Source organism: Thalassobius sp. Cn5-15, assembly GCF_022347685.1.
In the GTDB taxonomy this organism is placed as follows: domain Bacteria; phylum Pseudomonadota; class Alphaproteobacteria; order Rhodobacterales; family Rhodobacteraceae; genus Thalassobius.
The window spans coordinates 130,225-153,080 of the sequence record NZ_JAKRGF010000001.1; the positions used below are offsets into that span (position 1 = coordinate 130,225).

The following is a 22,856-nucleotide window of genomic DNA, read 5'->3' on the forward strand; positions in this document are numbered from 1 at the left end:
CTCTGAAGGAAATAGAAAAAGATCGCTTAAGCCTCAACGCCCCATTTCGCTTCTAGCGCTTCGATCGCCTTGATCCGCTCTGTGGTCTTGGGATGGCTTAGCAGCCACGCGGGGGTGCCGTTGCCAGCGCCTTTGGTCAGCACCTCCAGCTTCTGAAACAGGGATTTCTGACCTGCAGTGCCAATGCCCGATTTGGTCAGCAGGGCGGCGGCGTATTCATCGGCCTCATATTCATCACTGCGCGACAGCCGGGCGGCAAGGAGTGTGGTCAGCGTGTTGGCAATCATTGCGCCGACACCGGGGATGAAGCGTGACAAAACCATCGCCAAGGCGGTGCGCAGGGCGTTCTGGCCGGAAAAATCAATCATCCGGCGGCGCGAATGGCCCAGAGCCACATGGCCCAACTCATGGGCGATCACACTGGCCAGCTCTTCGCCGGTAACCTCGCCGTTCTGAAATTTGCGATAAAATCCACGGGTGATGAAAATCCGTCCGTCCGGTGCGGCCAGACCGTTTACCGGATCGATCTCATAGATGTGCACCTTGATGCGGTCCAGCTCCAGCGCTGCGGCCATACGATCGGTCAGCAGGCGCATCTTGGGATCCATCAGCTCGGTCGATTGTTCGTTCAGTTCCCGCGCAGTGCGCCACGCGGAAAAGCGGTACATCGCCAAGGCATAGAGGATGGCAAGGAGGATCGGGGCAAATTTCAACATACCCCAGATATGGGGCGAGGGCGGGCTTCAGGCAAGAGCGGAGTGCGCCCTACAAACGCAAAGAGCGGCCCCGAAAGGCCGCCCTTGGTCACGCGATGTCAGCGAACATCAGCCTTCCAGATGCGGGCGCAGTTGTTCCAGCATATAGCCTGCCTCGGCCGCAGTGCCGAGGATGTCATCTGCCGACGCCTTGCCAGCCTGACTGAGCGCCCAGACAACTGTGCAGCGGGTGCCAGAGGCGCAGTAGGCCAGAACCGGACCGTCGGCTGCGGCATCGACCATTGCAAACTGTTTGGCCACGTTTTCAGGTGTCATGGTCTGGTGGGTCAACTCCAGCACCTCAAATTCAATGCCTGCCGCCGCGGCGGCCTCGGCCATGGCTGCGGCCTGATGGCTGGGCGGGTTTTCGGCATCGGGGCGGTTGCAGATCACCTTGCTAAAGCCAGCCGCCTTGATGGCGGGCAGGTCGGAGGGGTTGATCTGCGGCGATACGCTATAGCGGGGGGTGATTTGACGAATATCCATGCGCTCAGCCTTATTCTGCCGGAACCGCGCTGTCCAGTGTTTGGCGCACGCGCGGTGCAATCGCCATGCCTGCCACCATCGCCAGCACAAAGATCACGCCGCCTGAGCCACCATAAGACAGCGACGCAATCGCTGGGCCAGGGCACAGGCCAGCCAGTCCCCAACCGGCCCCAAACATAACAGAGCCAAGGACGAGGTTGCGGCCCAGCTTCGGCTCGGGTGGGGTGGGGAAAGCGCCGCCAACCAGTGGCGTGCGGCCCGGAACCAGCAACCACGCGACCGTCATCGGCAGGATTGCCCCCCCCATCACAAAGGCCAGCGTCGGGTCCCAGTCACCAAAGATATCCAGCCAGCCCTGAACCTTGGTGGTGTCGGTCATGCCGGATAGGTAGAGGCCAGTGCCAAACAGCCCACCGGCAATAAATGAAAAGAGCAGGCGCATCAGATCACCCCCAGAATGTGACGGAACAAAATGACGGTCAGGCCGCCCGCCATGATGTAGAACACGGTGGCCACAATGCCGCGCAGCGACAGGCGCGAGATACCGCAAACCCCATGACCAGAGGTGCAGCCATTGGCCATGCGGGTGCCAACGCCGACCAAAAGACCGGCGGCGATGATCACCAGCCAGTTGTCGGTGATATGGGTATCAACAGTGCCCACGAACGGGATCAGCAGCACCGGCAGGGCAAAGACGCCGATCAGAAACGTCAGTCTTTCTGCGCCAGACGACCAGCCAGTGCGATCGACCAATCCGCCGATTATGCCACTGGCGCCCATGATGCGGCCGTTGGCCAAGAGGTAGACCGCCCCGCCAAGGCCGATGACGATACCGCCGATCAGCCCCCAGATCCAATCTGCGGGAAGTGAGCTTAACATCGCGTTTCCTTTCTGGATGTTATTTTGTTTTACGGCCCCTGCACAGTTCGCATGTGATACAGAGGGCGCGCAGGGTCGGTGCAAATTTGCCCCGAGCCTGCGGGTGAGTGGCGTTAGACTCTTACAGCTTGTTCACCGGAACCTTCAGGAAGACGTCGCCCTGTTCATCCGGCTCCGGCATCTGACCGGCGCGCATGTTCACCTGTAGCGACGGGATGATCAGTTTCGGCATCGCCAGTTGCGCATCGCGTTCATCGCGCATCTTGACGAACTCGTCCTGCGCGGCGCCGGCACCGACGTGGATGTTGCGCGCCTTCTGTTCGCCGACGGTGGTTTCCCACGCATAATCCTCACGCCCCGGTGCCTTGTAATCGTGGCCGACGAAAATCCGAGTGTCGTCGGGAAGGGCAAGGATCTTCTGAATCGACTGATAGAGAACTTGGGACGAGCCGCCGGGGAAGTCGCAGCGCGCGGTGCCAAAGTCAGGCATGAACAGCGTGTCGCCGACAAAGGCGGCATCGCCCACCACATAGGTCAGACAGGCAGGCGTGTGACCGGGGGTGTGCAGCACGTCCAGACGCATCTGCCCGATGTGGATGCTGTCGCCTTCGACAAACAGTTTGTCAAATTGGCTGCCGTCGCGCTGAAACTGGGTGCCTTCGTTGAAAACTTTACCGAAGGTGTCCTGCACAATCTTGATCTGATCACCAATACCGATCTTGCCACCCAGCCGTTCCTGTAGATAAGGGGCGGCGCTTAGGTGGTCGGCGTGGACGTGGGTTTCTAGCAGCCACTGCACCTCCAGCCCTTCACGTTCGACAAAAGCGATGACGGCATCTGCTGAGGCAGTGTCGGTGCGGCCAGAGGCATAATCAAAATCCAGCACACTGTCGATCACCGCCGCTGCGGTGCCGGCTGGGTCGCGCACGACATAGGAAATGGTGTTGGTGGCGTCGTCGAAAAAGGCGGTGACAGCGGGTGTCATGGCATGGCGTCCTTATGCGTGGTCCTGTTCGTTGGAAAATATATATTAAATTGCGAATGTGTTTCAAGCCCTGCTTTGCTGCATGACGGCTGTTGATATGTATCAAGGCGTCATATCGGGGGATGCGTCATAATAATAAAGGGCAAGATACTCCTTGTCCGAATAAGAAGGACATACGCTATGACCCCGCTTGAAACCCGCCGTGACCAGTTGCTTTGCCGTCTTGGTGAACTGGACAGTCGTTTGCACAAAATCGAAGACTCGCTCGACAAACCTCATTCCAAGGATTGGGATGAAGCTGCGGTGGAGCGTGAAGGCGATGAGGTGCGCGAAGGCCTGGGCCACGCCGGTCAGGAGGAGATCCGCCGCATCCGTGCCGCCCTGAAACGCGTGCGTGAGGGTGAATATGGCTATTGCGTGCGCTGCGGTGACGAAGTGGCGACAGAACGTCTGGACCTGTTACCCGACACCCCATTTTGTGCGGGCTGCGCCGCCAGCCACTAGCCTTGGCGGCAAACAGGCCTGTTTTCAAAGCGCGGCGATGAGGGGCGCGTCGCACCTGTGCCAAACAGGCCGGGCAAATATGGGAAAACACTGGCCAGCGCACAAAAGAGCGGTAAGATTGCACCACAGGCCAGCACGCACTGGCCTTTTCATGGGAGGAAGACATGAAATACACCGTAGACACACTGCTGACAGGCGGAGATGCCCCGCTGTCTGATGTTCTGGCCACGACGCCTGCACGCGATATCCGCAGCCTTGTTCAGGATCTGCGCACGCTGGCGATCCGGCTGGAGACAGGGATGCGCGCGCGCGCTGGCACAGCATCCGCCAGTACCACGCAGGCCGATGATCTGGACGAAGACTATTTCGACAATATGCCGGTTTGAGGCATTTGTCTGATCGGGGGTCTGCCTCAGCCGAGGAAGATCCCCATCACCACCATCATCAGCCCAAAGACTGACAACAAGAGGGCCGCCATGTTGAGCGGCACGATCTTTTTCAACGCATCGCGCATCTCTTCATCGTTAAGGCCCGCTTTTTTCGCGCCGGCCACTTTCAGGATGCACCAGAACAGGCCGAACAGCCCTGCAACTGCCAACGCGGCGCCACTCCAAATTAACCAAGTCATGCTCTCGCGGTCCTTCCCTCAGCAGATGTTGGCGATGGCCTAGCCGATCCCATGCGCCTTGGCAACGTGGCGCATTTTCGCAGGCGTGGGCCGCCTGCACCCTGCTGCCCCTTGCGGGGGCGACACAGGGGCGCTAGGGAAGGGCAAAGCAAATGGAGATGAGCGCCATGGAAGAACAAGACTACAAACAAGACAAAGACTCCAGCTACCGCGTCACTGCGGACGAACTGCGCCAGTTCATCGAACGGTTCGAGCGTCTGGAGATGGAAAAGAAAGACATCGCCGATCACCAGAAAGAGGTGATGGCCGAAGCCAAAGGTCGCGGCTACGACACCAAGGTGATGCGCAAACTGATCGCCCTGCGCAAACGCGACAAGGACGACATCGCCGAAGAAGAAGCGGTGATGGAAATGTACAAAGAAGCGCTGGGCATGGTCTAAGCCTGCATGGCCTGATCAGATCTGATCTTGCCCCCCAGCCATAGTCTCGAAAGCCGTCCCATTGCGGGGCGGCTTTCTTCTTTCATGCAGGCGTAGCCTAGAGCCCCGCCAGCCACTCCTTCACTGCGGTGCCGATCTCATCCGGGCTGTCTTCTTGGATGAAGTGGCTGCCGGCCACGGTCACTTCAGACAGGTTGGGGAAGCTGCGGACATAGTCGCGTACGGGACCGGCGATCAGTGCGCCGGGTTCAGCGTTCACGAACAGTTTGGGCAGTGGCGTTTCGCATAGCCATGCGGAATAGGCGCCGACAATCTCTGCCACATCCGCTGGCGTGCCCTCGATCGGGATCTGGCGCGGCCATGTCAGGGTGGGGCGACGATCCTCACCCTTGTTCAGGAAGGGGCGGCGGTATTCGGCCATTTCTTCCTCGCTCAGATCGCGCAGGATGGACCCGGGCAGGATCGCCGCGACGAAGGTGTTGTTCTCTAGGATCATCTCTTCCCCTGCGGGGGAGCGCATGGCCTCAAAAATCGGACGCGCTGCGGCGGGGAAGGCGTCCCAGCTGGGCACAGGTGCGACGATCCCCTCCATAAAGGCGATACCTTTGACGCGGTCGGTATAGGTATGCGCCCAGTGAAACCCAAGGGCAGAGCCCCAGTCGTGAATAACCAGCGTCACGTTATCATGCACGCCCAGCTGATCCAGCAGGGCGTAGAGGTAGTCGCGATGCTGCAAGAAGGTGTAGCTGCCTGGCCCACTCTTTTCCAGTTTGTCGCTATCCCCCATGCCAATCAGATCCGGCGCAATCAGACGGCCCATCCCACTCAGGTGCGGCATGACATTGCGCCACAGGTAGGACGAGGTCGGGTTGCCATGAAGAAAGACGATCGGGTCGCCTGTGCCGGCCTCAATATAGGCCATCTGTTTGCCGTGGACGGTGGCGAATTTCTTGCAGTTGCGGAAATCTGTAGGCATGGGGCGGCATCCTTGGATGGATTGGACATGACGTTTCCGGCTGCACCGCAGGGTGGAAAGCGGCAAGGCGCTGGAAGGATCATTCCAGAGTAAAAGAGCCAAAACAAGTGCGCAGGCAGACGACGATTGCTACGAATATATGGGCTTCAATACTCACCACCGCGTCAGCCCCTGTATGTCATCAGCCAACGCATGCCCTTAGCTGGAACGCTCAGCGATGGGCAGAAGGGGGCGTCACATTTGTGCGCATGAGGGTCAGTAGGGGGCGCCCTGCAATGATTGTGAGCTTGGTTTTCATCTGTTGATCTGTGCTGGTCGACAATAGTGGCAGAGCGAACCTGTGGCACTGGCAAAGGAAAGTGGCACGTGATCAGGCGTTGGCACCCGCCGACCGGTCTTGGCCCGTAGTATAATCGCTTTCGACTTGCCCCTGCCACCGCTTCTGCCCATTTTGGCGCCTATGACCTTCCTGCCTGATCACCCGCTGCCCAAAGGGGCGTTCCGTTTCATCGCGCTGGACGTGGAAACCGCCAACCGTAACCGTGGCAGCATCAGCCAGATCGGTCTGGCCTGTGTGGGTCTTGACGGGGGGATGCAGACGTTTGCCACCTATATCGACCCGCGCGAGGATTTTGCCGCTTTCAATATCCAGCTTACCGGCATCAATGCCGAAACCGTACGCGGTGCGCCCACCTTTGCGCAGGCTTGGGCGCGCCTCTTACCGTTTCTGCGTGGCGAATTGATCATTCAGCATAGTGGTTTTGACGAAAAGGCAATCAATGAAGCCTGCACGCTGGCGGGGCTGCCTGTGCCACGGCTGATCTGGGCCGACAGTGTGAAAATCGCCCGCAAGGCCTTCCCAGAGTTTCGTGGGAATGGCGGTCACGGCTTGGGTCATCTGAAAGAGGCGCTGGGCCTTGAGTTTCACCACCATGATGCAGGCGAGGATGCACGCGCCGCAGCGGAGGTGGTTCTGCTGGCAGAGGAGCGGTTGCAACACTCGGTGGAGGCAATCACCGGCAAACGCGCCGATGCGCAACTGTCGCTGAATATCTAGCGTTGCCGGTGGCGTGGTGTTGTCGCAGGGCTAAACCTCAAGGCTCAACCAGTGTTACGCCTTGGATGCGCGAGATGTCATAGACGTCTTCGTCGTAAATCTCACTCAACGTGTCCAGCATGCTGTCATTCCAGCCGGGCAGGTCGATCTCTTCTTCCAGCTCGTCATCCAGCGCGAATTTGTCGAGGAAGGCAGCGATCACGCGGCGCTTCTGGATTTCATTCATATTGGGATGCTGTTTCAGATAGGCGCGGAAGCGTTTCATGCCTTCACCGCTCATGATTTCTGTCAACAGATCAAACCCGCCCACAATCTTTTCGTTATGTTCCAACCCCGCCATGTCACGCACCAGTTGCGCCCACAGCAGCGGGGTGTCCTCATTGCACCAGACATGGATCTGCGCCTCTGGCACATGGCTGCGCAGGCGGTTGATCAACTCGCTCCAGCGCAGGTGCCGGGGATCTGCGCCGCCCATGAAGTCCAGAAAATCCGGCGTTGGCGCCTGTGCAAAAACCGCCGGTAGAAAGGTTGCCGGATTGCGGATCGCCAGAAACAGTTCGACCTGATCGTGCTGAAACAACGTGCAGAATCGGGCCAGCCGCACCTCTGCACCGGGGTAGATCACCCCCTTGTTGATCGCCACCTTAGGCACAGAGAAGAAGTTTTCGTTGGAAAACAGAATGCGGTCGGGATCATCCGCACCCTCTAAAATGTCATGCAGCAGTCTGTCATGCGCATCCTCGGCCAGTGGGCCCTGATCCATCGTCTGCAACAGATCACGAATCAAGCGGCGATAGGCGGTCGGGCGCGGCACGCTGATGCCACGTTTGTGGAAAGCATCGCGGTTCTTCAGCAGACAACGGACCAGTCGTTCGTCGTCGGTATTGTGGGCGCCAGCGTGTAGGACGACGTGCATCGATTTCCTCAAATACTGTCAGCGGGGTCACGGCAGGGTGCCGCAGTAGGGTTTGATGACGCAGTATAAGGTCTTTTCTGGACAGATAAACTGCTTTCAGGCAAAGGGGGCGGCATGACCGACAGCACTGCTCATTCCTCGCGCCCGTCGCCCTCCGCCGCCCCCAAATGTCGTTCGTTCTGGCGGATGAACCCGTGGTCGCTGGGCGCGGCGCTGATTGCGGCGCTGGTGTTGATGCCGATTGTGGCGGTGGTGTGGATTGCCTTTAACCCCACCGACAATATCTGGCCGCACCTAATTTCCACTACGCTGCCACGCTACATGCGCACGACGCTGGCGCTGATGATCTGTGTCGGTGCGCTGGCCGGTGTGATGGGCACCGTGACCGCATGGCTGATTTCGCGCTACCGCTTTCCGCTGTCTGGCTGGCTGGAATGGCTGCTACTTTTGCCACTGGCGATCCCGGCCTATGTGGGAGCCTATGCGCTGGTTGATCTGCTGGAATACGCAGGTCCGGTACAAACATGGCTGCGCGGGCTAATGGGGTGGAAGACCTCGCGTGACTACTGGTTCCCTGAAATTCGCAGCTTCGGCGCGGCGGTGATTGTGCTGGGTGCTGCGCTTTACCCCTATGTTTACCTCTTGGCGCGCCAAGCGTTCCGCGAGCAATCCGCCGCAACCGAGGAGGTGGCGCGTTCGCTCGGCTCAAACGCTTGGGGACGGTTTTTCCGTGTTGGTCTGCCGCTGGCGCGTCCGGCGATTGCCGCTGGAATGGCGATCGCGATGATGGAAACTGTGAATGATTTCGGCACCGTGGATTATTTTGCCGTGCAGACCCTGACCACTGGTATTTTCACCGTCTGGCTGGAAAGCAACAACGCAGGCGGTGCAGCGCAGCTGGCGTCTGTGGTGCTGGTTCTGGTGATCTTCTTGGTCACGATGGAAAAGGTCAGCCGCCGCAAGACCCGGTTCTTTGCCATGTCCGGCCGCCACCGTTCGGTTACGCCTGTGGCTTTGTCGGGCGCGGTGGGCTGGGGAGCGATGGCGCTCTGCGCTCTGCCGTTCCTGATCGGCTTTGCCATGCCTGTTGGGGTGATTTTGCACCATGCATTGCGCAATGCAGAGGTGTGGCAGGACCCAGCCCTTTATGCCGCACTTTGGAACACGCTGTATGTCGGTGGCATCGCGGCGGTGCTGACGGTGCTGGCGGCGGTCTTTATGGTTTACGGCGTGCGCTTGTCGGGCCGCAGCCTGCCGCGTCTGTTGTTGCCGGTCACCACCATTGGCTACGCGGCCCCCGGTGCGGTGCTGGGCGTTGGGATCCTGATCCCGCTGGCGGCCTTTGACAACTGGATGGCTGATCTGATCGAGGCCGCAACCGGCGTAGACATCGGGCTGGTGCTGACGGGATCAGCGGTGGCGCTGATCTTTGCCTATGGTGTGCGTTTCTTTGCCATTGCGCAGGGGGCTGCGGATGCGGCGATGGGGCGGGTGTCGCCCAGCCTGCCGATGGCGGCACGGTCGCTGGGCCGCACCAAAGGACAGGTGCTGCGTCAGATCTATGCGCCGCTGATCCGCGGCTCTGTCGGGTCGGCACTGCTATTGGTGTTTGTGGATGCGGTGAAGGAACTGCCCGCCACGCTGTTGCTGCGCCCGTTCAATTTCGACACGTTGGCGACACGAGTGCATGAACAGGCGTCACTGGAAAACCTCGGCGATGCGTCACCTGCGGCGATTCTGGTGGTGCTGGTGGGGCTGGCCGCGGTGGCGATGCTGGCGCGGGCCAATCGCTGATCACCGGTGTTTAAACTGACACTCTGATCCGATGCCCCAAGCCGCTATAGGTTCAGCTTATGGTGAGATAAAGCCCTTGAATGCTCTCACGAATTTGTGCCCAGAAAAGAGGCATGCATTGTCGTTAGCGCCTTTAATGTCGCGAACCGTCGCGCTACGTTGCGTCACTTAGGGGGTCGTATTTCTACGACTCGCAGTCGCTTGGAACACAGCATCAACACCTTTCTGTCACGCCTTGTCGCGCGGCATGGCCCGTTAGTTGCAGTTCCTCAGCAATGTGCCCAGCAGTGTTTTCTGTTCGGGGCTTCTAGCAAAGGACAAACGTGATGGGACGTTTTCTCGTTTTTTCAATCGTCGTGGCGCTGACGGCGCTGTCACTCTTGGCGGCGATCTTCAATGTGTGGTTCCTGCTGCCGTTCCTGTTTTTTGCCTTCCTGAGTATTCTTGGGGTGCATGATCTGATGCAGGCGCGCCATGCGGTGCTGCGCAACTATCCGGTCATCGGCCATATGCGGTTCCTGTTCGAAGGGATCCGCCCCGAGATTCGCCAATACCTGATCGAAAGCGATCAGGACGAAGAACCATTTTCGCGCGATGCCCGTTCGCTGATTTACCAACGCGCCAAAGGGGTCGAGGATAAACGCGCCTTTGGCACCCGCCAGCGCGTTTATGATTCAGGCTATCAGTGGATCACGCACTCGGTCGCACCTAAGGACATCAAGGATGAGGATTTCCGCATCACCGTCGGCGGGCCGGAATGCAAACAGCCCTATGAGGCGTCGATCTACAACATCTCTGGCATGAGTTTTGGCGCGCTATCGCCGAATGCCATTCTGGCGCTGAACACCGGTGCAAAGAAGGGCGGCTTTGCCCATACCACCGGCGAAGGCGGAATCAGTCGGTACCACAAAGAAGGTGGCGGCGATCTGATTTATCAGATCGGGTCGGGCTATTTCGGTTGCCGCACTGAAGAAGGGCGCTTTGACCCTGATAAATTCACCAAGGTTGTGGCCAACCCGCAAGTGAAGATGATCGAGGTGAAGCTCAGTCAGGGCGCCAAACCGGGTCACGGCGGCGTTCTGCCCGCGGCCAAGATCACGCCAGAGATTGCCGAGGCACGCGATGTCCCGATGGGCAAGGACTGCGTGTCGCCCGCGCGTCACCCCGAATTTGAAACCCCGATTGAGCTGTGTCAGTTCATCGCCCGCCTGCGCGATCTGTCCGGGGGCAAGCCGGTGGGGTTGAAGATGTGTATCGGCCACCGTCGGGAATTTATGTGTCTGGTGAAGGCGATGCTGGAAACAGATATTGTGCCCGATTTTATCGTGATCGACGGCAAAGAGGGCGGGACAGGTGCCGCGCCAGTGGAATTTGCTGATCACCTCGGCATGCCGCTGACAGAGGGTCTGACGTTTGCCCACAACACCCTGCGCGGGGTGAACCTGCGCCACCGCCTGAAAATCGGCGCCTCGGGTAAGATCGTGTCAGCCTTTGATCTGGCCCGTATCATTGCGCTGGGGGCAGATTGGGCGAATTCGGCCCGTGGCTACATGTTCTCTATCGGCTGTATTCAGGCGCAGGCTTGCCACACCAACCACTGTCCCGTGGGTGTCGCCACGCAGGATCCGCTACGGGCACGGGCGCTGAACGTGCCGACGAAATCGGAACGGGTCTACCGTTTCCACAAAAACACCATGCATGCGCTGGCCGAAATGACCGGTGCGGCGGGTCTGGAACATCCCAGTGAATTTCTGCCCCACCACCTGCTGATCCGCGAAAAGGACGGCGATATGAAGACAGGCCATGAGGTTTATCCCTACCTGCCGCAGGGCTTCCTGTTGCGGAACGAGGATGTGGGCGGTGGCTACATGAAGCGCTGGGAACGCGCCCGCGCCGAAAGCTTCGCGCCGGTGGATTACATCCCGTGAGGATTTTGCGAGTTTAAGACATCAGAACGCCCGCCAATCGGTGGGCGTTTTTTTTGGGCGCGAGGCGCGCCTGACCTTGGGGAGGCGCTTGAAAACCTTTGTGACTTGAAAGGGCGCTCAACAAGAAATGTCTTGCGTTAGTAGTAATGACATCGCAAATGCGCCTTCCCGGGGGGAAGGTCAGGCGCGGCTCGGGCTGACGCCCGAGCTATTTTATCTCACCCTGCTGCAGTTCGATCACTTGGCTCAGCTTGCCGGTGTCGCGGCTGTAGATCAGCACGCGGTCATCTTCTGTCACCACCGCCTGCCAGCGCTTGGTCTGGGTGTAGGCCTCGGCGCGCACACCGTCGGGCAGCACCAGCGTTTCAGGGAAATCCAAGGATTTATCGTTGAAGCGGATGACAATCACCGCGATCAGCACTAAAAGCCCGACAATCATCGTGCCCGTCAGCCCTGTGACCAACAGGCGCAGGACCTTCAGGTCTGCCGGCAGCTCTGCCGCGGGTGTCTCGTTTGTCTCTGGCTCTTGGGGGTTATCCATGTCGCTCACGCAGCTTTCCGTCACCATTCAGGCGGACCCGCCCAAACGCCTTGATAAGGCGCTTTCGCGTGATGTGCCAGCCGAAGCTTCGCTGTCACGCACCCGTCTGGCGAAACTGATGGCTGATGGGATGGTCACCCGCAGTGGTGAGGCGCTGACAGATCCCAAAGGCCGTGTGGCAGAGGGGGACGTGATCGAGATCCGCATTCCTCAGGCCGAGGACAGCCATATCGGTCCCGAAGACATCCCGCTGGAGGTGATTTTTGAGGATGACGATCTGATCGTCATCAATAAACCTGTCGGGATGGTGGTGCACCCGGCCCCTGGCACGCCGTCGGGCACTCTGGTCAATGCGTTGCTGCATCACTGTGGGGACACGCTGTCGGGTGTGGGGGGATCAAAACGTCCGGGCATTGTGCACCGGATCGACAAGGACACCAGCGGCCTGTTGGTGGTGGCAAAATCTGACAAGGCCCACCACGGTCTGGCGGCGCAGTTTGAAAAACACACCGTGGAACGGTATTATCAGGCGGTCTGCTACGGTGTGCCGGATGCGAATGACCCGCGCGTGCGCGGCGTCAAAGGTGTGAACTTTGAGCCGGGAAATATCATGAAAATCACCACCCAGCTGGCGCGGCATAAAACCGACCGCCAGCGTCAGGCGGTGTTGTTTGAAGGCGGGCGTCACGCCGTGACCCGCGTGCGCATTGTCGAGGCGTTTGGAACCCCAGAGGTCGCGGCTCTGGTCGAATGCTGGCTGGAAACCGGCCGCACCCACCAGATCCGCGTGCATCTGTCCCATGCAGGCCATTCGCTGATTGGTGATCAGACCTATGGTGGGCGGCGCAAACTGTCGGAAAAGACGCTGGGCATTCGTGGTGTCACCGCGGCCAAAGATTTCCCCCGTCAGGCGCTGCATGCGGCTGTGTTGGGCTTTGTGCATCCGGTGACCAGTGAGGAAATGCGCTTTGAAGCGCCGCTGCCCAGTGACATGAGCAAACTGATCGAGGCAATGCGGGCTGGCCCGAAGGGCTGAAGCGTTTGAAGGAAATAGAGGCTAAGGGGAGATCCTTAGCCGACAAAACCGAAATCTTTCAGCCCGTCCAGCACGAACTGCACTGACAGTGCCGCCAGCAGCATGCCCAACAGGCGGGTCACAACAGTGATGCCTGTCTTGCCCAATGCGGTTTCCAGCAGTTCTGCGCTGTAAAACAGCACCAGCGTGATGATCAGCACCAGAGACATGATGGTCAGCGTCGACACCAGACCGGCCCAACCGGGGATCTGACCAGACAGCAGGATCACCGTGGCAATCGCACCGGGCCCAGAAATCAGCGGCATGGCGAGGGGGAAGACCGAAGGATCATCGGTATGATCATCCTCTTCGGCCTGCTCTGCCTGATCCTCCCGCCGTTTGGTGCGGCGTTGAAATAGCATGTCCAGCGCGGTCAGGAACAACAGTATGCCACCGGCAATGCGGAACGCAGGCATCGATATACCGACAAAGCCCAGAACCGCCTCACCCCCAAGAGCAAAGAGCGACAGCAGCGTGCCGGCAATCAAACAGGCGCGCAGCCCGATGGCGCGGCGTTTGGCGCGTGGCATCCCGTGGGTCAGCGCGATGAAGATCGGCGCCAGACCGATCGGGTCCATGATCACAAACAGGGTGACAAAACCGGTGATGAAAAAGGCGCTGTCCATAAGTGTCCTCAAAGGCCGATGGGCGGGGTTCGACGAAGATGACGTAAGGGAGGTGCAGATGCAAAGGCAAAATGCCCCAGCGACCTAACCCAACCTTTATCCCTGCGTCTCTGCTGCCTCCAGCCGTTCCAGTGCTTCCATCCACAGCTCCTCGGCGCGGTCCATCGCATCCTTCAGTTCGGCGTATTTCTTCTGCAACATGACAGCTTCGTCTTTACGATCAGTAAACAACGACGGGTCGGCCAGCCGCTCCTGCAGTTTTGCTTCCATCGCCTGTAGCTTCTCGATCCGCTCTTCGCCTTTACGGGCCTCTGCGCGCAGGGCTAGGATTTGATCGCGGTTGGCGCGTTTGGGGGCTACGGGTTTGGGCTTTTCGGCCTTAGGCGGGGTGTCTGCGGCCAGCAGCATCTTGCGATAGGCCTGCAGATCCTCCTCATAAGGGGTCACAGCACCGTCTTTGACCAGCCACAGGCGATCCGCGACCATCGACAGCAGATGCATATCGTGGCTGACCAGCACCACCGCACCGCCATAGGCGCTGAGCGCCTCCACCAACGCCTCACGGCTCTCGATATCCAGGTGGTTGGTCGGTTCATCAAGGATCAACAGCTGCGGCGCGGGCAGGGTGGCCAGCAGCAGCGACAGCCGCGCCTTTTGTCCGCCAGACAGACGCCCGACCTCGGTTTCTGCCTGTTCGGCCATCAGGCCAAAGCCCGCCAGTTTCGCCCGCAACTTGCTGGGATGTTGCCCCGGAAGTTCCCGTTGCAGGTGCTGCAGCGGCGTTTCATCGACGTGCAGTTCATCCACCTGATGCTGGGCAAAAAAGCCGATGCGCAGCTTGCCGGATCGGTTGATCCCGCCCTCCAGCACCTCCAGCCGGTCAGACAGCAGCTTGGCCAGTGTGGATTTGCCCTGACCGTTTTTGCCCAACAGCGCGATCCGGTCGTCCTGATCAATGCGCAGGTTCAGCCGCCGCAGCACTGGCGTGCCATCATAGCCGACGCTGGCATCCTGTGTGGAAATAATCGGCGGTGACAGGGGTTCGGGGTCGGGGAAGGTAAAGACCGTGCGCGCCGCATCTTCGGGTGCGCGGATGGTTTCCATCTTTTCCAGCATCTTCACCCGGCTTTGCGCCTGTTTGGCCTTGCTGGCTTTGGCCTTGAAGCGATCGACGAAGCTTTGCAAATGGGCGCGCTGCGCCTCTTGTTTCTTGGCGGCAGCGGATTGTACCGCACGCTGCGCTGCACGCTGCGCGGCGAATTGATCATAGGGGCCAGTGTAATAGGTCAGCTGGCGCCCCTCCAGATGCAGGATCGACCCGACTGCGCGATTGAGAAGGTCGCGATCGTGGCTGATGATCAGCACCGTATGGGGATATTTCGTCAGGTAGTTTTCCAGCCACAACGCCCCCTCAAGGTCGAGGTAGTTGGTTGGTTCATCCAGCAGCAAGAGGTCAGGTTCGGCAAACAGCACCGCAGCCAGCGCCACCCGCATCCGCCAGCCACCAGAAAAGGCCGAACACGGCATGCGCTGCTCGTCCGCATCAAAGCCAAGGCCGCGCAGGATGTTGCTGGCGCGCGCCTCTGCCGACCAGGCGTCAATATCGGCCAGCCGCGTCTGCACCTCAGCGATGCGGGCAGGATCGGTGGCGGTTTCTGCCTCTGCCATCAGGGCGGCGCGTTCGGTGTCGGCGGCCAGAACCGTGTCGATCAGCGACACCTCATTGCCCGGCACCTCCTGTGCAACACCGCCGATGCGCGCCCGCGAGGGCAGGTCAATCGATCCGCCATCCAGATGCAGATCGCCGCGTATCAGTTTGAAAAGCGTTGTTTTCCCCGCCCCATTGCGGCCAATCAGGCCGACCTTATGGCCGGTGGGAATTGTGGCGCTGGCCCCTTCAAACAGGGGGCGGCCTTCGATGGAATAGCTGATGTCTTGGATCCGTAGCATAAAGGGCCAAGTGCCAGAGAGAGACGGCCAAGTCAATCTGTGCAGGGCTGTGCAGAGATGCGCAAATTGGGCAGAGAAAGTGATATCAGACAACTCAAAACGCGCCGTCGGCCTGTTTGATGTGTTTTACTGCTTTTGAGTGTGTGTCGCCCCTTGCACCGCCCCAATCTGGCGCATAGCAGAAATAGAGCGCATCCTCAGCCTAACCGATTTTCACCATAGCCAGGGTGGTGTGCCCTTTCAAAGGATCCGGACCAAGAATGTCGCCAAGCCTCCGCAAACCGCATCTGTTGACGCTGATCCTGCTGACCTCTCTGTCGGTGATGTCGCTCAACATCCTGCTGCCCTCGCTGGGGGGGATCGCGGCGGATTTTGGTGTCAGCTACACGTTTGCGTCGTTGTCTGTTTCTGGGTTCCTGCTGGTTTCGGCGGTTTTGCAGATGATAATGGGGCCGCTGTCTGATCGTTTCGGGCGCCGTCCGGTGGTGTTGTGGGGGACGGCAGTGTTTTCGTTGGCCTCCCTTGGCTGTGCGCTGGCTGGCGATATCTGGACCTTTCTGCTGTTCCGTTTGGGACAGGGGGGCATTGTGGCGGGCATGGTGTTGTCCCGCGCGGTGGTCCGCGATGTCTACCCGCCGCAGGAGGCTGCCCGTCGCATTGCCCAGATTGGGGCCGCGATTGCACTGGCACCGCTGCTGGCACCGGCGCTGGGGGGCGTTTTGGACAGTTTCTTTGGCTGGCGGTCGGTGTTTTATCTGCTGGCGCTTGTGGGGGCGGGTGTCTTTGCGCTCAGCTGGTATGATCTGACAGAGACGAACATCAGCCGACAGGCCAGTTTCGCAGCGCAGTTTCGCGCCTATCCTCAGCTGCTGCGCTCTGGTGCGTTCTGGGCCTATAGCGGCATTCTGGTGTTCGCATTGGGCGGTTTTTACGCCTACCTCGTCGGTGCGCCGGTGGTGGGCGAAGGCATCTTTGGCATGAACACCACGATGGTGGGCTTGCTGATGGGGGCCACGGCAGTTGGGTTTTTACTGGGCAGTTTGGTCAACGCGCGGCTGGCGGCCTGGATCGGTGCGTGGCGGATGATGCTATTGGGGCGCTGCCTGTCGTTGCTGGGCTGTCTCAGCGCAGCGGCGCTGCTGGCGTTCTGGGTGGTGCATCCGTGTGTGATTTTTCTGGGCGCGATCTGCCTTGGTCTTGGCAATGGGCTGACCTTGCCGGGGGCCAATGTGGGCGTGATGAACGTGGCGCCGCATCTGGCCGGTTCTGCCTCTGGCCTGTCTGGCGCGTTGGGCGTTGTGGTGGGGGCGGTTCTGACGCCTGTGGTGTCGACGCTGTCGGATGGGCCTGATGGGGCGGCTATGCTGATGCTGTCGATGGCCGCCTGTGGTGCGGTGGCGCTGATCTGCACGCTGCTGATCCCGCGCGCCGCGCGCCAATAACGCAGTTGTGCGCATCCGCTTGACCTTTGGGCACCATCAAGCGGCGCCTCAGGCAATCAACAGGCTTTTCAAACGCCTGCCGCCGTGTTAGCAGGCGCGAGAATTGAATTGGCCGGACGTGGTGTCTGGTCTTTGACCTTTGAGGATATCCCGATGGCTGTACAGCGCACTTTCTCGATCATCAAACCCGACGCAACCAAACGCAACCTGACCGGCGCGATCAACGCCAAACTGGAAGCCGCTGGCCTGCGCATCGTCGCCCAGAAGCGCATCCACCTGACCAAAGCCCAAGCTGGCGTTTTCTACGCTGTGCACGCTGAGCGTCCCTTCTACGACGAACTGTGCGAATTCATGGCGTCTGAGCCGATCGTTGTTCAGGTTCTGGAAGGCGAAGACGCCATCGCGAAAAACCGCGAAGTTATGGGCGCAACCAACCCTGCCGAAGCGGCCGAAGGCACCATCCGTAAAGAGTTCGCCCTGTCGATCGGCGAAAACTCGGTTCACGGTTCCGACGCAGCCGAAACCGCAGCAGTTGAAATCGCATACTTCTTCTCCGGTCTGGAACTGGTAGGCTAAGCCACCGACCCAATCGGTTGATGAAATCTAGGACGCCCGTGGCCTGATGGTTGCGGGCGTTTTTCTTTGGCATGACAGGGGTAAACAGGGAACTTGCGGTCTTTCCTAGCGCCTGCGCTATCGCTACCCTCAGACCCAGGTTTGAGGAGGGCTAGCAATGAACAAAGTGGCACTGGTAACGGGCGCAGCACGCGGTATCGGGTTGGAAACAGCGCGGCAGTTTCTGGCAGGCGGCTGGTCGGTGGCGCTGATCGATTGGGATGCTGAGGAAGTGCAGACAGCGGTTGCAGACCTCGGCCCGCAGGCGGCGGCGTTTGTCTGTGATGTGGGTGACCCAGAGGCGGTGCAGGCGATGATTGCGGCGGTGCTGGCGCGGTTCGGGCGGTTGGATGCGCTGGTCAATAACGCAGGTGTGGCAGAGTTTGGCCCGATTGAAGCGTGCGATTTCGCCATGTGGAAACGGGTGATGGGGACAAATCTTGATGGTGTGTTCCTGTGCACTCAGGCGGCCATGCCTGCGCTGAAGGAAACACGGGGCGCGGTGGTGAATATCGGGTCTATTTCGGGCCTGCGGGCCTCCACCCTCAGGGTGGCCTATGGCACCTCCAAGGCGGCTGTTATTCAATTGACAAAACAGCAGGCGGCGGAGCTGGGCGAATATGGCATTCGCGCCAATTGTGTCTGTCCGGGGCCGGTGCGTACCAAATTGGCAATGGCCGTGCATAGCCCTGAAATCATTGCCGCCTATCACGATGCCATCCCCCTCAACCGCTATGGTAGCGAGGGCGAGATCGCCGGTGTGATCACCTTCCTTTGTAGTGAGGCGGCCGGTTACGTGACCGGTCAGGTGATCGCGGCTGATGGCGGGTTTGACTCCACCGGTGTTGGCCTGCCGGCGCTGCGCACCTGATGGGCGCACCACTGTCTATCCCCAACGTGATGGCGCGGCGGTTGTGGCTCGACAGCAACCTGTTGCTGGCGCCGCCCACAGGGTCGCTTGACCTGCCGGATATGATTGCCCGCCTTGGATTCGTCCAACTGGACACGGTGCAGGTGGTAGCGCGGGCGCATCATCATATCCTGTGGTCGCGAAATCAGTCCTACCGTGAGACGATGTTTGACCCGCTGTTGGCCCGTGACCGTGCTGTGTTTGAACATTTCACCCATGATGCTTCGGTTTTGCCGATGCAGTTCCTGCCTTATTGGCAGCGCCAGTTCCGCCGCAAGGCCGAACAGATGGGCAAGGCGGGCTGGTGGAAGGGGCTGCCAGATGAAGCCGCGCGGGCAGAGATCAAGGCGCGGATCGCCCGCGAGGGCGCGCTGTCGACACATGCGTTTCAGTCCGGTCCCAAATCCAAAGACCACGCATGGGCCAAGAAACCCCATAAAATGGCGCTGGATTACATGTGGTATGCGGGCGAACTGGCGACATGCTACCGGCAGAATTTCACCAAGTTTTATAACCTGCCCGAACGGGTATTCCCCGATACCCTGCGCAGCCAGAAGGTATCGGACCCCGATCAGATCAACTGGCTGTGTCAAGCAGCGCTCAGGCGTCTGAGCTTTGCCACGCTGGCCGAGGTGCAGCGGTTCTGGGACGCGATGAGCATGGCAGAATGCCGTAACTGGGCAGCGGATGCGGACCTGATAGAGGTGGAGGTGGAGACCGCCAATGGCAGTCGCTACAGCGCCGTGGCCAGTGCCGATCTGGAGGATCGGATGGCGGAACTGGCGGACCGGCCTGCGCCGGGGCAGCGGATGCGGATCCTCAATCCCTTTGATCCCGCAATCCGTGACCGCGACCGGTTAGAGCGACTGTTTGGCATGCAGTATCGGGTGGAAATGTTCGTGCCTGCGGCCAAGCGACAGTATGGCTATTACGTTTACCCGCTGCTGGAGGGCACACGCTTTGTTGGTCGCGTTGAGGTCAGTGCCGACCGCAAGGCCGGGGTGCTGCGTCTGGGGCAACTGTGGCTGGAGAAAGGGCAGCGGTGGGGGGCAGGCCGTCAGGCGCGGCTGCAGGCAGAGCTGCGCCGATTTGCGCGTCTGGCAGACTGTGTCTATGCGCCAGCGGGCTCAGAGCTGTTAAGCTGAGCCAGACTAGCGTTTCACCGGATGGCTGAGGTCAGGCAGCGAGATATTGGCGACCTGCTCGGCAATCGGATCGGTGGACAGCGGGTGCAATTGCGCATCATAGGCCTCTTCGCCCTGAAAGGTCTCCCATTCACCACCACGGAACACTTCCAGCCCGCTGAAGTTCGATTTGTAGCCCATCTTGGCACTGCCCGGCACCCAGTAGCCCAGATAGACGTGGGGCAGGCCCGCCTCGCGCGAAATTTCAATATGATCGAGGATCACATAGGTCCCCAGAGAGTCTGCGCGCCGTTCCGGGTCATAGAAAGAATAAACCATAGAGGTGCCGTCATCCAACAGATCCGTCAGGCAGACAGCCACCAGTTTGCCGCTGTCGCGGTCCACATATTCGATGACACGGGTGCGGATCGGGGTTTCTTCGACCATGGCGGCAAATTCGAACACATCCATATCAGCCATGCCGCCATCGGAATGACGGCTGTCCAGATAGCGGCGGAACAGGTCAAATTGTTCCTCCGTCGCCCAGGCGGATGTGGTGCGTCGCTCTAGATAATTGTTGCGGCGCAGGGTGCGACGCTGGGATTTGTTGGGGTTAAACGCGCTCACATCAATCCGCGCCGACAGACAGGCGGAACAATCGGTGCAGGACGGACGATAGAGGACGTTTTGCGACCGGCGAAAACCCTGTTTTGACAGGCTATCGTTCAGCTTCGTCGCGCTGTCCCCTTGCAAGGCAGTGAACAGTTTCCGTTCCATTCGGTCCGCCAGATAGGGGCAGGACTGGGGCGCGGTTACGTAAAACTGGGGCGCAAGGGGTAAAGTATGTCTCATACACTCAAAACAATATCGCGGTCGGATTTCGAAAGCCTAGCAGTCAAAATCACGCAGGTCGAGTGTTGATCTCATCCTTTACCCGGCACGCCTAAGCGCCTCGCGCCTTGTTGATCGCGACTGTTCCCAAGAGATGGTCTGTCAAACCTTGACCGCGTGCAGTGGTCAGCATCAAAACGATAGACACAACCTGCAACAGCGTCAGCGCGAACGAAACGCTCAAGCCAAAGGTATGCAGAAAGGCCATCATCAGGGTGAAACGTTCGCCGTTGGCCTGGCGGAATTCTATCGCAAAGACCCGCATGCCCAGCGTCGCCGATCCCCCCGCCAGCGTCACCACACGGTAGGCAAAGCCCACAATCAGCATCAGAAACGGAAAGAAGAACAGGCCGGTGAATGCGGTGAACGGCACAACCAGTATGGTGATCAGCGCGATCATGACAGTGTCCAGCACCCAGGCAAAGAAACGCTTCATTGCCACGTCGCTGTAAAACTCGGGTTGGGTTTCGGGATCGGGCAGGGACCATAGGGGCGTGTTCATTGCAGGGTTCATTGGGGGACCGTCAGATTTGAAAAAGGTAAGGGCAGATTTTTAGGAAAAAACCGGGGCCGGTCTGGGAGAGACCGGCCCACGATAACCTGAGGCATCTTAGGCGTCAGTATATAACGTTCAGGCAGTGTCACCGTCACGGGTGTCAGGTGTCTCGGCAGCAGGTGTTGCGGCGGTTTTGGCACGATCATCCATAAACTGGTCGAATTCTGCCTTGTCTTTGGCATCGCGCAGGCGCTGCAGGAAGGTCTCGAACGCTTCTTGTTCCTGTTCCAGACGGGCCAGCGTGTCTGCCTTATAGGCGTCAAAGGCGCTGTTGCCGCTGGAACGGGTGGCGTAGCCGTAATGTGCGGTGTTGCGGTGGCGGCTGTGGCGGCAGGATTTCTTGAACATTTGCTTACTCCAGATCATGTAGAACAATAGGGCGAGACCAACCGGCCAGAAAAAGATGAACCCCAGAACCATCGCGGCGATCCAGGCGCCTTTGCCCTTGTTGTCCAGCCAGTTTTCGGCACGGGCCAGCCAACCGATCGGGGCGGTTTCGCGGGGGGAATAGGCTGCGGTTGTCATCACTTTCTCCATGTGTTGCGTTGCGGGGGCAGCGTGTGTGCTGCGGCAGTATGTTAATGCCTTTCACATTAAATAGATTGGGATTGCGGGTGCGTCCTGCAAGGGGTGATGTAAATCTTTTTTACATTTATGTGATTGAGGCTGTGAAATCAGCCAGTTGCGCACCCGTGAGGGGGCCTAACATTTGCGAGTCCAACGCAAAAATGTGGTGTGGCGTGCCCGCCGCAGCCCAAATCGCTTCAAAGTCCAGCAAACGCGGGTCCAGAAAGGCACGGATCGGGTTCAGATGTCCCACAGGCGCCACGCCCCCGATGGCAAACCCCGTCTGCGTGCGGATCAATGCCGCATCCGCTTTGCCCAATGGCTCACCGGCAAGGACACTGGCCTTGTCCGTGCAAACCTGATTGCCACCAGCGGTCAGGAACAGCAACGCCTCACCGCTGTCTGCGCCGCGAAAGATGATGGATTTGGCGATTTGGTCCAGATGACAGCCCGCCGCCTCCGCCGCCTGGGCGGCGGTGCGGGCCAGACCCAGTTCCTTGATCTCGACGCGCACACCGGCGTCTTCCAGCGCGCGTTTGACGCGTTTCATGCTTTTGCTCATGGATGGCCCCATTTGTTGATCTGACGGGTGATGCGGCGCGTGAAAAGGGTGAGGCGCGCCTCGGTGATGGTTTCAGCCCCGTAAAGCGATAGCATCCGGAACTGCGCTTTGGGGGCGCAGGGTTTCAATAGTCCCCATTTCAGCACCCGATATAAGGGGCGGCGGAGCACCAGCCGGTCGATCCACGCTGGCCCCCCCAGCGTGGTGATCACCAAAACTTGTTGCAACTGCATCAGACGTGGATGCAGGGCGCCGGTCGCAGCATCGACGTCAAACGCCACACCGGGCAGGAATGACCGGTCTACCCACCCCTTTAATTTCGCCGGCATGCCCGACCACCACGTGGGGAAGATCATCACCAGCGCCTCAATCCCCTGCAGCTCAGCAGTGTCAACATACGGGGGCGTATGATACGCGTCCTTCTCCGCCGCGCTGAGGCAGGGATCATAGCCTTCCGCATAAAGGTCACTCAGGATCACGTCATGGCCACGCGCCCGCAGGTACGCCACCGTATGGTCGGCCAGATGTGCCGATAGGCTGCCTCTAGAGGGGTGACAAAGAACACAGAGGGTTTTCATCGCCTTATACCTCGCTCGTTTTTCCAGATTTAACGTTTCAGCGTGTAGGTGATCAAGGGGCAGCCATCACA

General features: G+C 59.5%; 27 protein-coding genes. 11 read left to right on the forward strand and 16 right to left on the reverse strand.

Annotated elements, in window-relative coordinates:
• Positions 1-26: 26 nt before the first annotated feature.
• The 5 genes from MHM86_RS00610 to MHM86_RS00630 form a co-directional block, all read right to left on the reverse strand.
• Positions 27-716, reverse strand: a complete 690-nt coding sequence (locus MHM86_RS00610) for a M48 family metallopeptidase (protein WP_239194717.1) — start codon at positions 714-716, stop codon at positions 27-29.
• A 108-nt stretch (positions 717-824) separates the two neighbouring features.
• Positions 825-1,241 (reverse strand): TIGR01244 family sulfur transferase, encoded by a 417-nt coding sequence (locus tag MHM86_RS00615; RefSeq protein WP_239194719.1) that lies wholly within the window; start codon positions 1,239-1,241, stop codon positions 825-827.
• A gap of 10 nt (positions 1,242-1,251) precedes the next feature.
• Positions 1,252-1,683, reverse strand: coding sequence for a DUF6691 family protein (locus MHM86_RS00620; protein ID WP_239194721.1), 432 nt, complete (start codon positions 1,681-1,683; stop codon positions 1,252-1,254).
• Positions 1,683-2,120 carry a YeeE/YedE family protein gene (locus MHM86_RS00625; protein WP_239194724.1) on the reverse strand — a complete coding sequence of 146 codons (438 nt, stop codon included), beginning with the start codon at positions 2,118-2,120 and terminating at the stop codon, positions 1,683-1,685. Before MHM86_RS00625 ends, MHM86_RS00620 begins: the two co-directional genes overlap by 1 nt.
• Before the next feature lie 121 nt (positions 2,121-2,241).
• Positions 2,242-3,105: an MBL fold metallo-hydrolase gene (locus MHM86_RS00630; protein ID WP_239194727.1), complete on the reverse strand. Its 864-nt coding sequence runs from the start codon at positions 3,103-3,105 to the stop codon at positions 2,242-2,244.
• Positions 3,106-3,285: 180 nt separating this feature from the next.
• Between MHM86_RS00630 and MHM86_RS00635 the strand changes: the two genes are divergently transcribed.
• A complete protein-coding gene (locus MHM86_RS00635; RefSeq protein WP_239194730.1) occupies positions 3,286-3,609 on the forward strand; it encodes a TraR/DksA family transcriptional regulator in 324 nt (107 codons plus the stop codon).
• A gap of 164 nt (positions 3,610-3,773) precedes the next feature.
• Positions 3,774-3,995: a hypothetical protein gene (locus tag MHM86_RS00640; protein WP_239194732.1), complete on the forward strand. Its 222-nt coding sequence runs from the start codon at positions 3,774-3,776 to the stop codon at positions 3,993-3,995.
• Between the two features lie 26 nt (positions 3,996-4,021).
• Here MHM86_RS00640 and MHM86_RS00645 read toward each other — a convergent pair whose 3' ends face one another.
• Positions 4,022-4,237, reverse strand: a complete 216-nt coding sequence (locus tag MHM86_RS00645) for a hypothetical protein (protein ID WP_239194735.1) — start codon at positions 4,235-4,237, stop codon at positions 4,022-4,024.
• Between the two features lie 152 nt (positions 4,238-4,389).
• Here MHM86_RS00645 and MHM86_RS00650 point away from each other — a divergent pair, with 152 nt between their 5' ends.
• Positions 4,390-4,677: a DUF2312 domain-containing protein gene (locus MHM86_RS00650; protein ID WP_231725037.1), complete on the forward strand. Its 288-nt coding sequence runs from the start codon at positions 4,390-4,392 to the stop codon at positions 4,675-4,677.
• Between the two features lie 97 nt (positions 4,678-4,774).
• Here MHM86_RS00650 and MHM86_RS00655 read toward each other — a convergent pair whose 3' ends face one another.
• Positions 4,775-5,653 (reverse strand): haloalkane dehalogenase, encoded by an 879-nt coding sequence (locus tag MHM86_RS00655; RefSeq protein ID WP_239194738.1) that lies wholly within the window; start codon positions 5,651-5,653, stop codon positions 4,775-4,777.
• Positions 5,654-6,113: 460 nt separating this feature from the next.
• Between MHM86_RS00655 and MHM86_RS00660 the strand changes: the two genes are divergently transcribed.
• Positions 6,114-6,710 carry an exonuclease domain-containing protein gene (locus tag MHM86_RS00660; protein ID WP_239194741.1) on the forward strand — a complete coding sequence of 199 codons (597 nt, stop codon included), beginning with the start codon at positions 6,114-6,116 and terminating at the stop codon, positions 6,708-6,710.
• Positions 6,711-6,747: 37 nt separating this feature from the next.
• Here MHM86_RS00660 and MHM86_RS00665 read toward each other — a convergent pair whose 3' ends face one another.
• On the reverse strand, positions 6,748-7,626 hold the full coding sequence (locus MHM86_RS00665) for a hypothetical protein (RefSeq protein ID WP_239194744.1): 879 nt from the start codon (positions 7,624-7,626) through the stop codon (positions 6,748-6,750).
• A gap of 186 nt (positions 7,627-7,812) precedes the next feature.
• On the opposite strand from MHM86_RS00665, the gene MHM86_RS00670 reads away from it, so the two are divergent.
• The gene (locus MHM86_RS00670) at positions 7,813-9,420 is read left to right on the forward strand and encodes an iron ABC transporter permease (RefSeq protein WP_239196854.1); all 1,608 of its coding nucleotides are present in this window, start codon (positions 7,813-7,815) and stop codon (positions 9,418-9,420) included.
• A gap of 326 nt (positions 9,421-9,746) precedes the next feature.
• The gene (locus MHM86_RS00675; protein ID WP_239194747.1) at positions 9,747-11,348 is read left to right on the forward strand and encodes an FMN-binding glutamate synthase family protein; all 1,602 of its coding nucleotides are present in this window, start codon (positions 9,747-9,749) and stop codon (positions 11,346-11,348) included.
• 208 nt (positions 11,349-11,556) lie between these two features.
• On the opposite strand, the gene MHM86_RS00680 is transcribed toward MHM86_RS00675, so the two are convergent.
• Positions 11,557-11,889, reverse strand: a complete 333-nt coding sequence (locus MHM86_RS00680; RefSeq protein ID WP_239196856.1) for a DUF6476 family protein — start codon at positions 11,887-11,889, stop codon at positions 11,557-11,559.
• Here MHM86_RS00680 and MHM86_RS00685 point away from each other — a divergent pair.
• A complete protein-coding gene (locus MHM86_RS00685) occupies positions 11,888-12,925 on the forward strand; it encodes an RluA family pseudouridine synthase (protein ID WP_239194750.1) in 1,038 nt (345 codons plus the stop codon). The genes MHM86_RS00680 and MHM86_RS00685 overlap by 2 nt on opposite strands.
• 35 nt (positions 12,926-12,960) lie before the next feature.
• Here the strand turns inward: MHM86_RS00685 and MHM86_RS00690 are convergent, their stop codons facing one another.
• Both MHM86_RS00690 and MHM86_RS00695 read right to left on the reverse strand, forming a co-directional pair.
• Entirely contained in the window at positions 12,961-13,590 is a 630-nt protein-coding gene (locus MHM86_RS00690) for a MarC family protein (protein ID WP_239194753.1), read from the reverse strand.
• A gap of 96 nt (positions 13,591-13,686) precedes the next feature.
• Positions 13,687-15,540 carry an ABC-F family ATP-binding cassette domain-containing protein gene (locus tag MHM86_RS00695; RefSeq protein WP_239194756.1) on the reverse strand — a complete coding sequence of 618 codons (1,854 nt, stop codon included), beginning with the start codon at positions 15,538-15,540 and terminating at the stop codon, positions 13,687-13,689.
• Between the two features lie 260 nt (positions 15,541-15,800).
• Between MHM86_RS00695 and MHM86_RS00700 the strand changes: the two genes are divergently transcribed.
• The 4 genes from MHM86_RS00700 (at position 15,801) to MHM86_RS00715 (ending at position 19,652) form a co-directional block, all read left to right on the forward strand.
• Complete coding sequence (locus MHM86_RS00700) at positions 15,801-16,982, forward strand: multidrug effflux MFS transporter (protein WP_239194759.1); 1,182 nt, start codon at positions 15,801-15,803, stop codon at positions 16,980-16,982.
• A 153-nt stretch (positions 16,983-17,135) separates the two neighbouring features.
• Positions 17,136-17,558 (forward strand): nucleoside-diphosphate kinase, encoded by a 423-nt coding sequence (gene ndk, locus MHM86_RS00705; protein ID WP_058319021.1) that lies wholly within the window; start codon positions 17,136-17,138, stop codon positions 17,556-17,558.
• A gap of 157 nt (positions 17,559-17,715) precedes the next feature.
• Positions 17,716-18,468 (forward strand): SDR family NAD(P)-dependent oxidoreductase, encoded by a 753-nt coding sequence (locus MHM86_RS00710; protein WP_239194762.1) that lies wholly within the window; start codon positions 17,716-17,718, stop codon positions 18,466-18,468.
• A complete protein-coding gene (locus MHM86_RS00715) occupies positions 18,468-19,652 on the forward strand; it encodes a winged helix-turn-helix domain-containing protein (RefSeq protein WP_239194765.1) in 1,185 nt (394 codons plus the stop codon). The genes MHM86_RS00710 and MHM86_RS00715 overlap by 1 nt, the downstream gene beginning before the upstream one ends.
• 6 nt (positions 19,653-19,658) lie before the next feature.
• On the opposite strand, the gene MHM86_RS00720 is transcribed toward MHM86_RS00715, so the two are convergent.
• The 5 genes from MHM86_RS00720 to MHM86_RS00740 form a co-directional block, all read right to left on the reverse strand.
• Positions 19,659-20,483, reverse strand: a complete 825-nt coding sequence (locus MHM86_RS00720) for an arginyltransferase (RefSeq protein WP_239194768.1) — start codon at positions 20,481-20,483, stop codon at positions 19,659-19,661.
• Between the two features lie 91 nt (positions 20,484-20,574).
• The gene (locus MHM86_RS00725) at positions 20,575-21,024 is read right to left on the reverse strand and encodes an RDD family protein (protein ID WP_239194770.1); all 450 of its coding nucleotides are present in this window, start codon (positions 21,022-21,024) and stop codon (positions 20,575-20,577) included.
• 129 nt (positions 21,025-21,153) lie between these two features.
• Positions 21,154-21,603, reverse strand: coding sequence for a DUF2852 domain-containing protein (locus tag MHM86_RS00730; RefSeq protein WP_239194773.1), 450 nt, complete (start codon positions 21,601-21,603; stop codon positions 21,154-21,156).
• 127 nt (positions 21,604-21,730) lie between these two features.
• Complete coding sequence (locus MHM86_RS00735; RefSeq protein WP_239194776.1) at positions 21,731-22,207, reverse strand: YbaK/EbsC family protein; 477 nt, start codon at positions 22,205-22,207, stop codon at positions 21,731-21,733.
• Positions 22,204-22,785 (reverse strand): NAD(P)H-dependent oxidoreductase, encoded by a 582-nt coding sequence (locus MHM86_RS00740; protein WP_239194779.1) that lies wholly within the window; start codon positions 22,783-22,785, stop codon positions 22,204-22,206. The genes MHM86_RS00735 and MHM86_RS00740 overlap by 4 nt, the downstream gene beginning before the upstream one ends.
• Positions 22,786-22,856: the final 71 nt, after the last annotated feature.

What these genes read in the sequence shown, in the direction of transcription:
- MHM86_RS00610 (WP_239194717.1), bottom strand. Translation starts at nt 716, where the DNA reads ATGTTGAAATTTGCCCCGATCCTCCTTGCCATCCTCTATGCCTTGGCG.
- MHM86_RS00615 (WP_239194719.1), bottom strand. Translation starts at nt 1,241, where the DNA reads ATGGATATTCGTCAAATCACCCCCCGCTATAGCGTATCGCCGCAGATC.
- MHM86_RS00620 (WP_239194721.1), bottom strand. Translation starts at nt 1,683, where the DNA reads ATGCGCCTGCTCTTTTCATTTATTGCCGGTGGGCTGTTTGGCACTGGC.
- MHM86_RS00625 (WP_239194724.1), bottom strand. Translation starts at nt 2,120, where the DNA reads ATGTTAAGCTCACTTCCCGCAGATTGGATCTGGGGGCTGATCGGCGGT.
- MHM86_RS00630 (WP_239194727.1), bottom strand. Translation starts at nt 3,105, where the DNA reads ATGACACCCGCTGTCACCGCCTTTTTCGACGACGCCACCAACACCATT.
- MHM86_RS00635 (WP_239194730.1), top strand. Translation starts at nt 3,286, where the DNA reads ATGACCCCGCTTGAAACCCGCCGTGACCAGTTGCTTTGCCGTCTTGGT.
- MHM86_RS00640 (WP_239194732.1), top strand. Translation starts at nt 3,774, where the DNA reads ATGAAATACACCGTAGACACACTGCTGACAGGCGGAGATGCCCCGCTG.
- MHM86_RS00645 (WP_239194735.1), bottom strand. Translation starts at nt 4,237, where the DNA reads ATGACTTGGTTAATTTGGAGTGGCGCCGCGTTGGCAGTTGCAGGGCTG.
- MHM86_RS00650 (WP_231725037.1), top strand. Translation starts at nt 4,390, where the DNA reads ATGGAGATGAGCGCCATGGAAGAACAAGACTACAAACAAGACAAAGAC.
- MHM86_RS00655 (WP_239194738.1), bottom strand. Translation starts at nt 5,653, where the DNA reads ATGCCTACAGATTTCCGCAACTGCAAGAAATTCGCCACCGTCCACGGC.
- MHM86_RS00660 (WP_239194741.1), top strand. Translation starts at nt 6,114, where the DNA reads ATGACCTTCCTGCCTGATCACCCGCTGCCCAAAGGGGCGTTCCGTTTC.
- MHM86_RS00665 (WP_239194744.1), bottom strand. Translation starts at nt 7,626, where the DNA reads ATGCACGTCGTCCTACACGCTGGCGCCCACAATACCGACGACGAACGA.
- MHM86_RS00670 (WP_239196854.1), top strand. Translation starts at nt 7,813, where the DNA reads ATGAACCCGTGGTCGCTGGGCGCGGCGCTGATTGCGGCGCTGGTGTTG.
- MHM86_RS00675 (WP_239194747.1), top strand. Translation starts at nt 9,747, where the DNA reads ATGGGACGTTTTCTCGTTTTTTCAATCGTCGTGGCGCTGACGGCGCTG.
- MHM86_RS00685 (WP_239194750.1), top strand. Translation starts at nt 11,888, where the DNA reads ATGTCGCTCACGCAGCTTTCCGTCACCATTCAGGCGGACCCGCCCAAA.
- MHM86_RS00680 (WP_239196856.1), bottom strand. Translation starts at nt 11,889, where the DNA reads ATGGATAACCCCCAAGAGCCAGAGACAAACGAGACACCCGCGGCAGAG.
- MHM86_RS00690 (WP_239194753.1), bottom strand. Translation starts at nt 13,590, where the DNA reads ATGGACAGCGCCTTTTTCATCACCGGTTTTGTCACCCTGTTTGTGATC.
- MHM86_RS00695 (WP_239194756.1), bottom strand. Translation starts at nt 15,540, where the DNA reads ATGCTACGGATCCAAGACATCAGCTATTCCATCGAAGGCCGCCCCCTG.
- MHM86_RS00700 (WP_239194759.1), top strand. Translation starts at nt 15,801, where the DNA reads ATGTCGCCAAGCCTCCGCAAACCGCATCTGTTGACGCTGATCCTGCTG.
- ndk (WP_058319021.1), top strand. Translation starts at nt 17,136, where the DNA reads ATGGCTGTACAGCGCACTTTCTCGATCATCAAACCCGACGCAACCAAA.
- MHM86_RS00710 (WP_239194762.1), top strand. Translation starts at nt 17,716, where the DNA reads ATGAACAAAGTGGCACTGGTAACGGGCGCAGCACGCGGTATCGGGTTG.
- MHM86_RS00715 (WP_239194765.1), top strand. Translation starts at nt 18,468, where the DNA reads ATGGGCGCACCACTGTCTATCCCCAACGTGATGGCGCGGCGGTTGTGG.
- MHM86_RS00720 (WP_239194768.1), bottom strand. Translation starts at nt 20,483, where the DNA reads ATGAGACATACTTTACCCCTTGCGCCCCAGTTTTACGTAACCGCGCCC.
- MHM86_RS00725 (WP_239194770.1), bottom strand. Translation starts at nt 21,024, where the DNA reads ATGAACACGCCCCTATGGTCCCTGCCCGATCCCGAAACCCAACCCGAG.
- MHM86_RS00730 (WP_239194773.1), bottom strand. Translation starts at nt 21,603, where the DNA reads ATGACAACCGCAGCCTATTCCCCCCGCGAAACCGCCCCGATCGGTTGG.
- MHM86_RS00735 (WP_239194776.1), bottom strand. Translation starts at nt 22,207, where the DNA reads ATGAGCAAAAGCATGAAACGCGTCAAACGCGCGCTGGAAGACGCCGGT.
- MHM86_RS00740 (WP_239194779.1), bottom strand. Translation starts at nt 22,785, where the DNA reads ATGAAAACCCTCTGTGTTCTTTGTCACCCCTCTAGAGGCAGCCTATCG.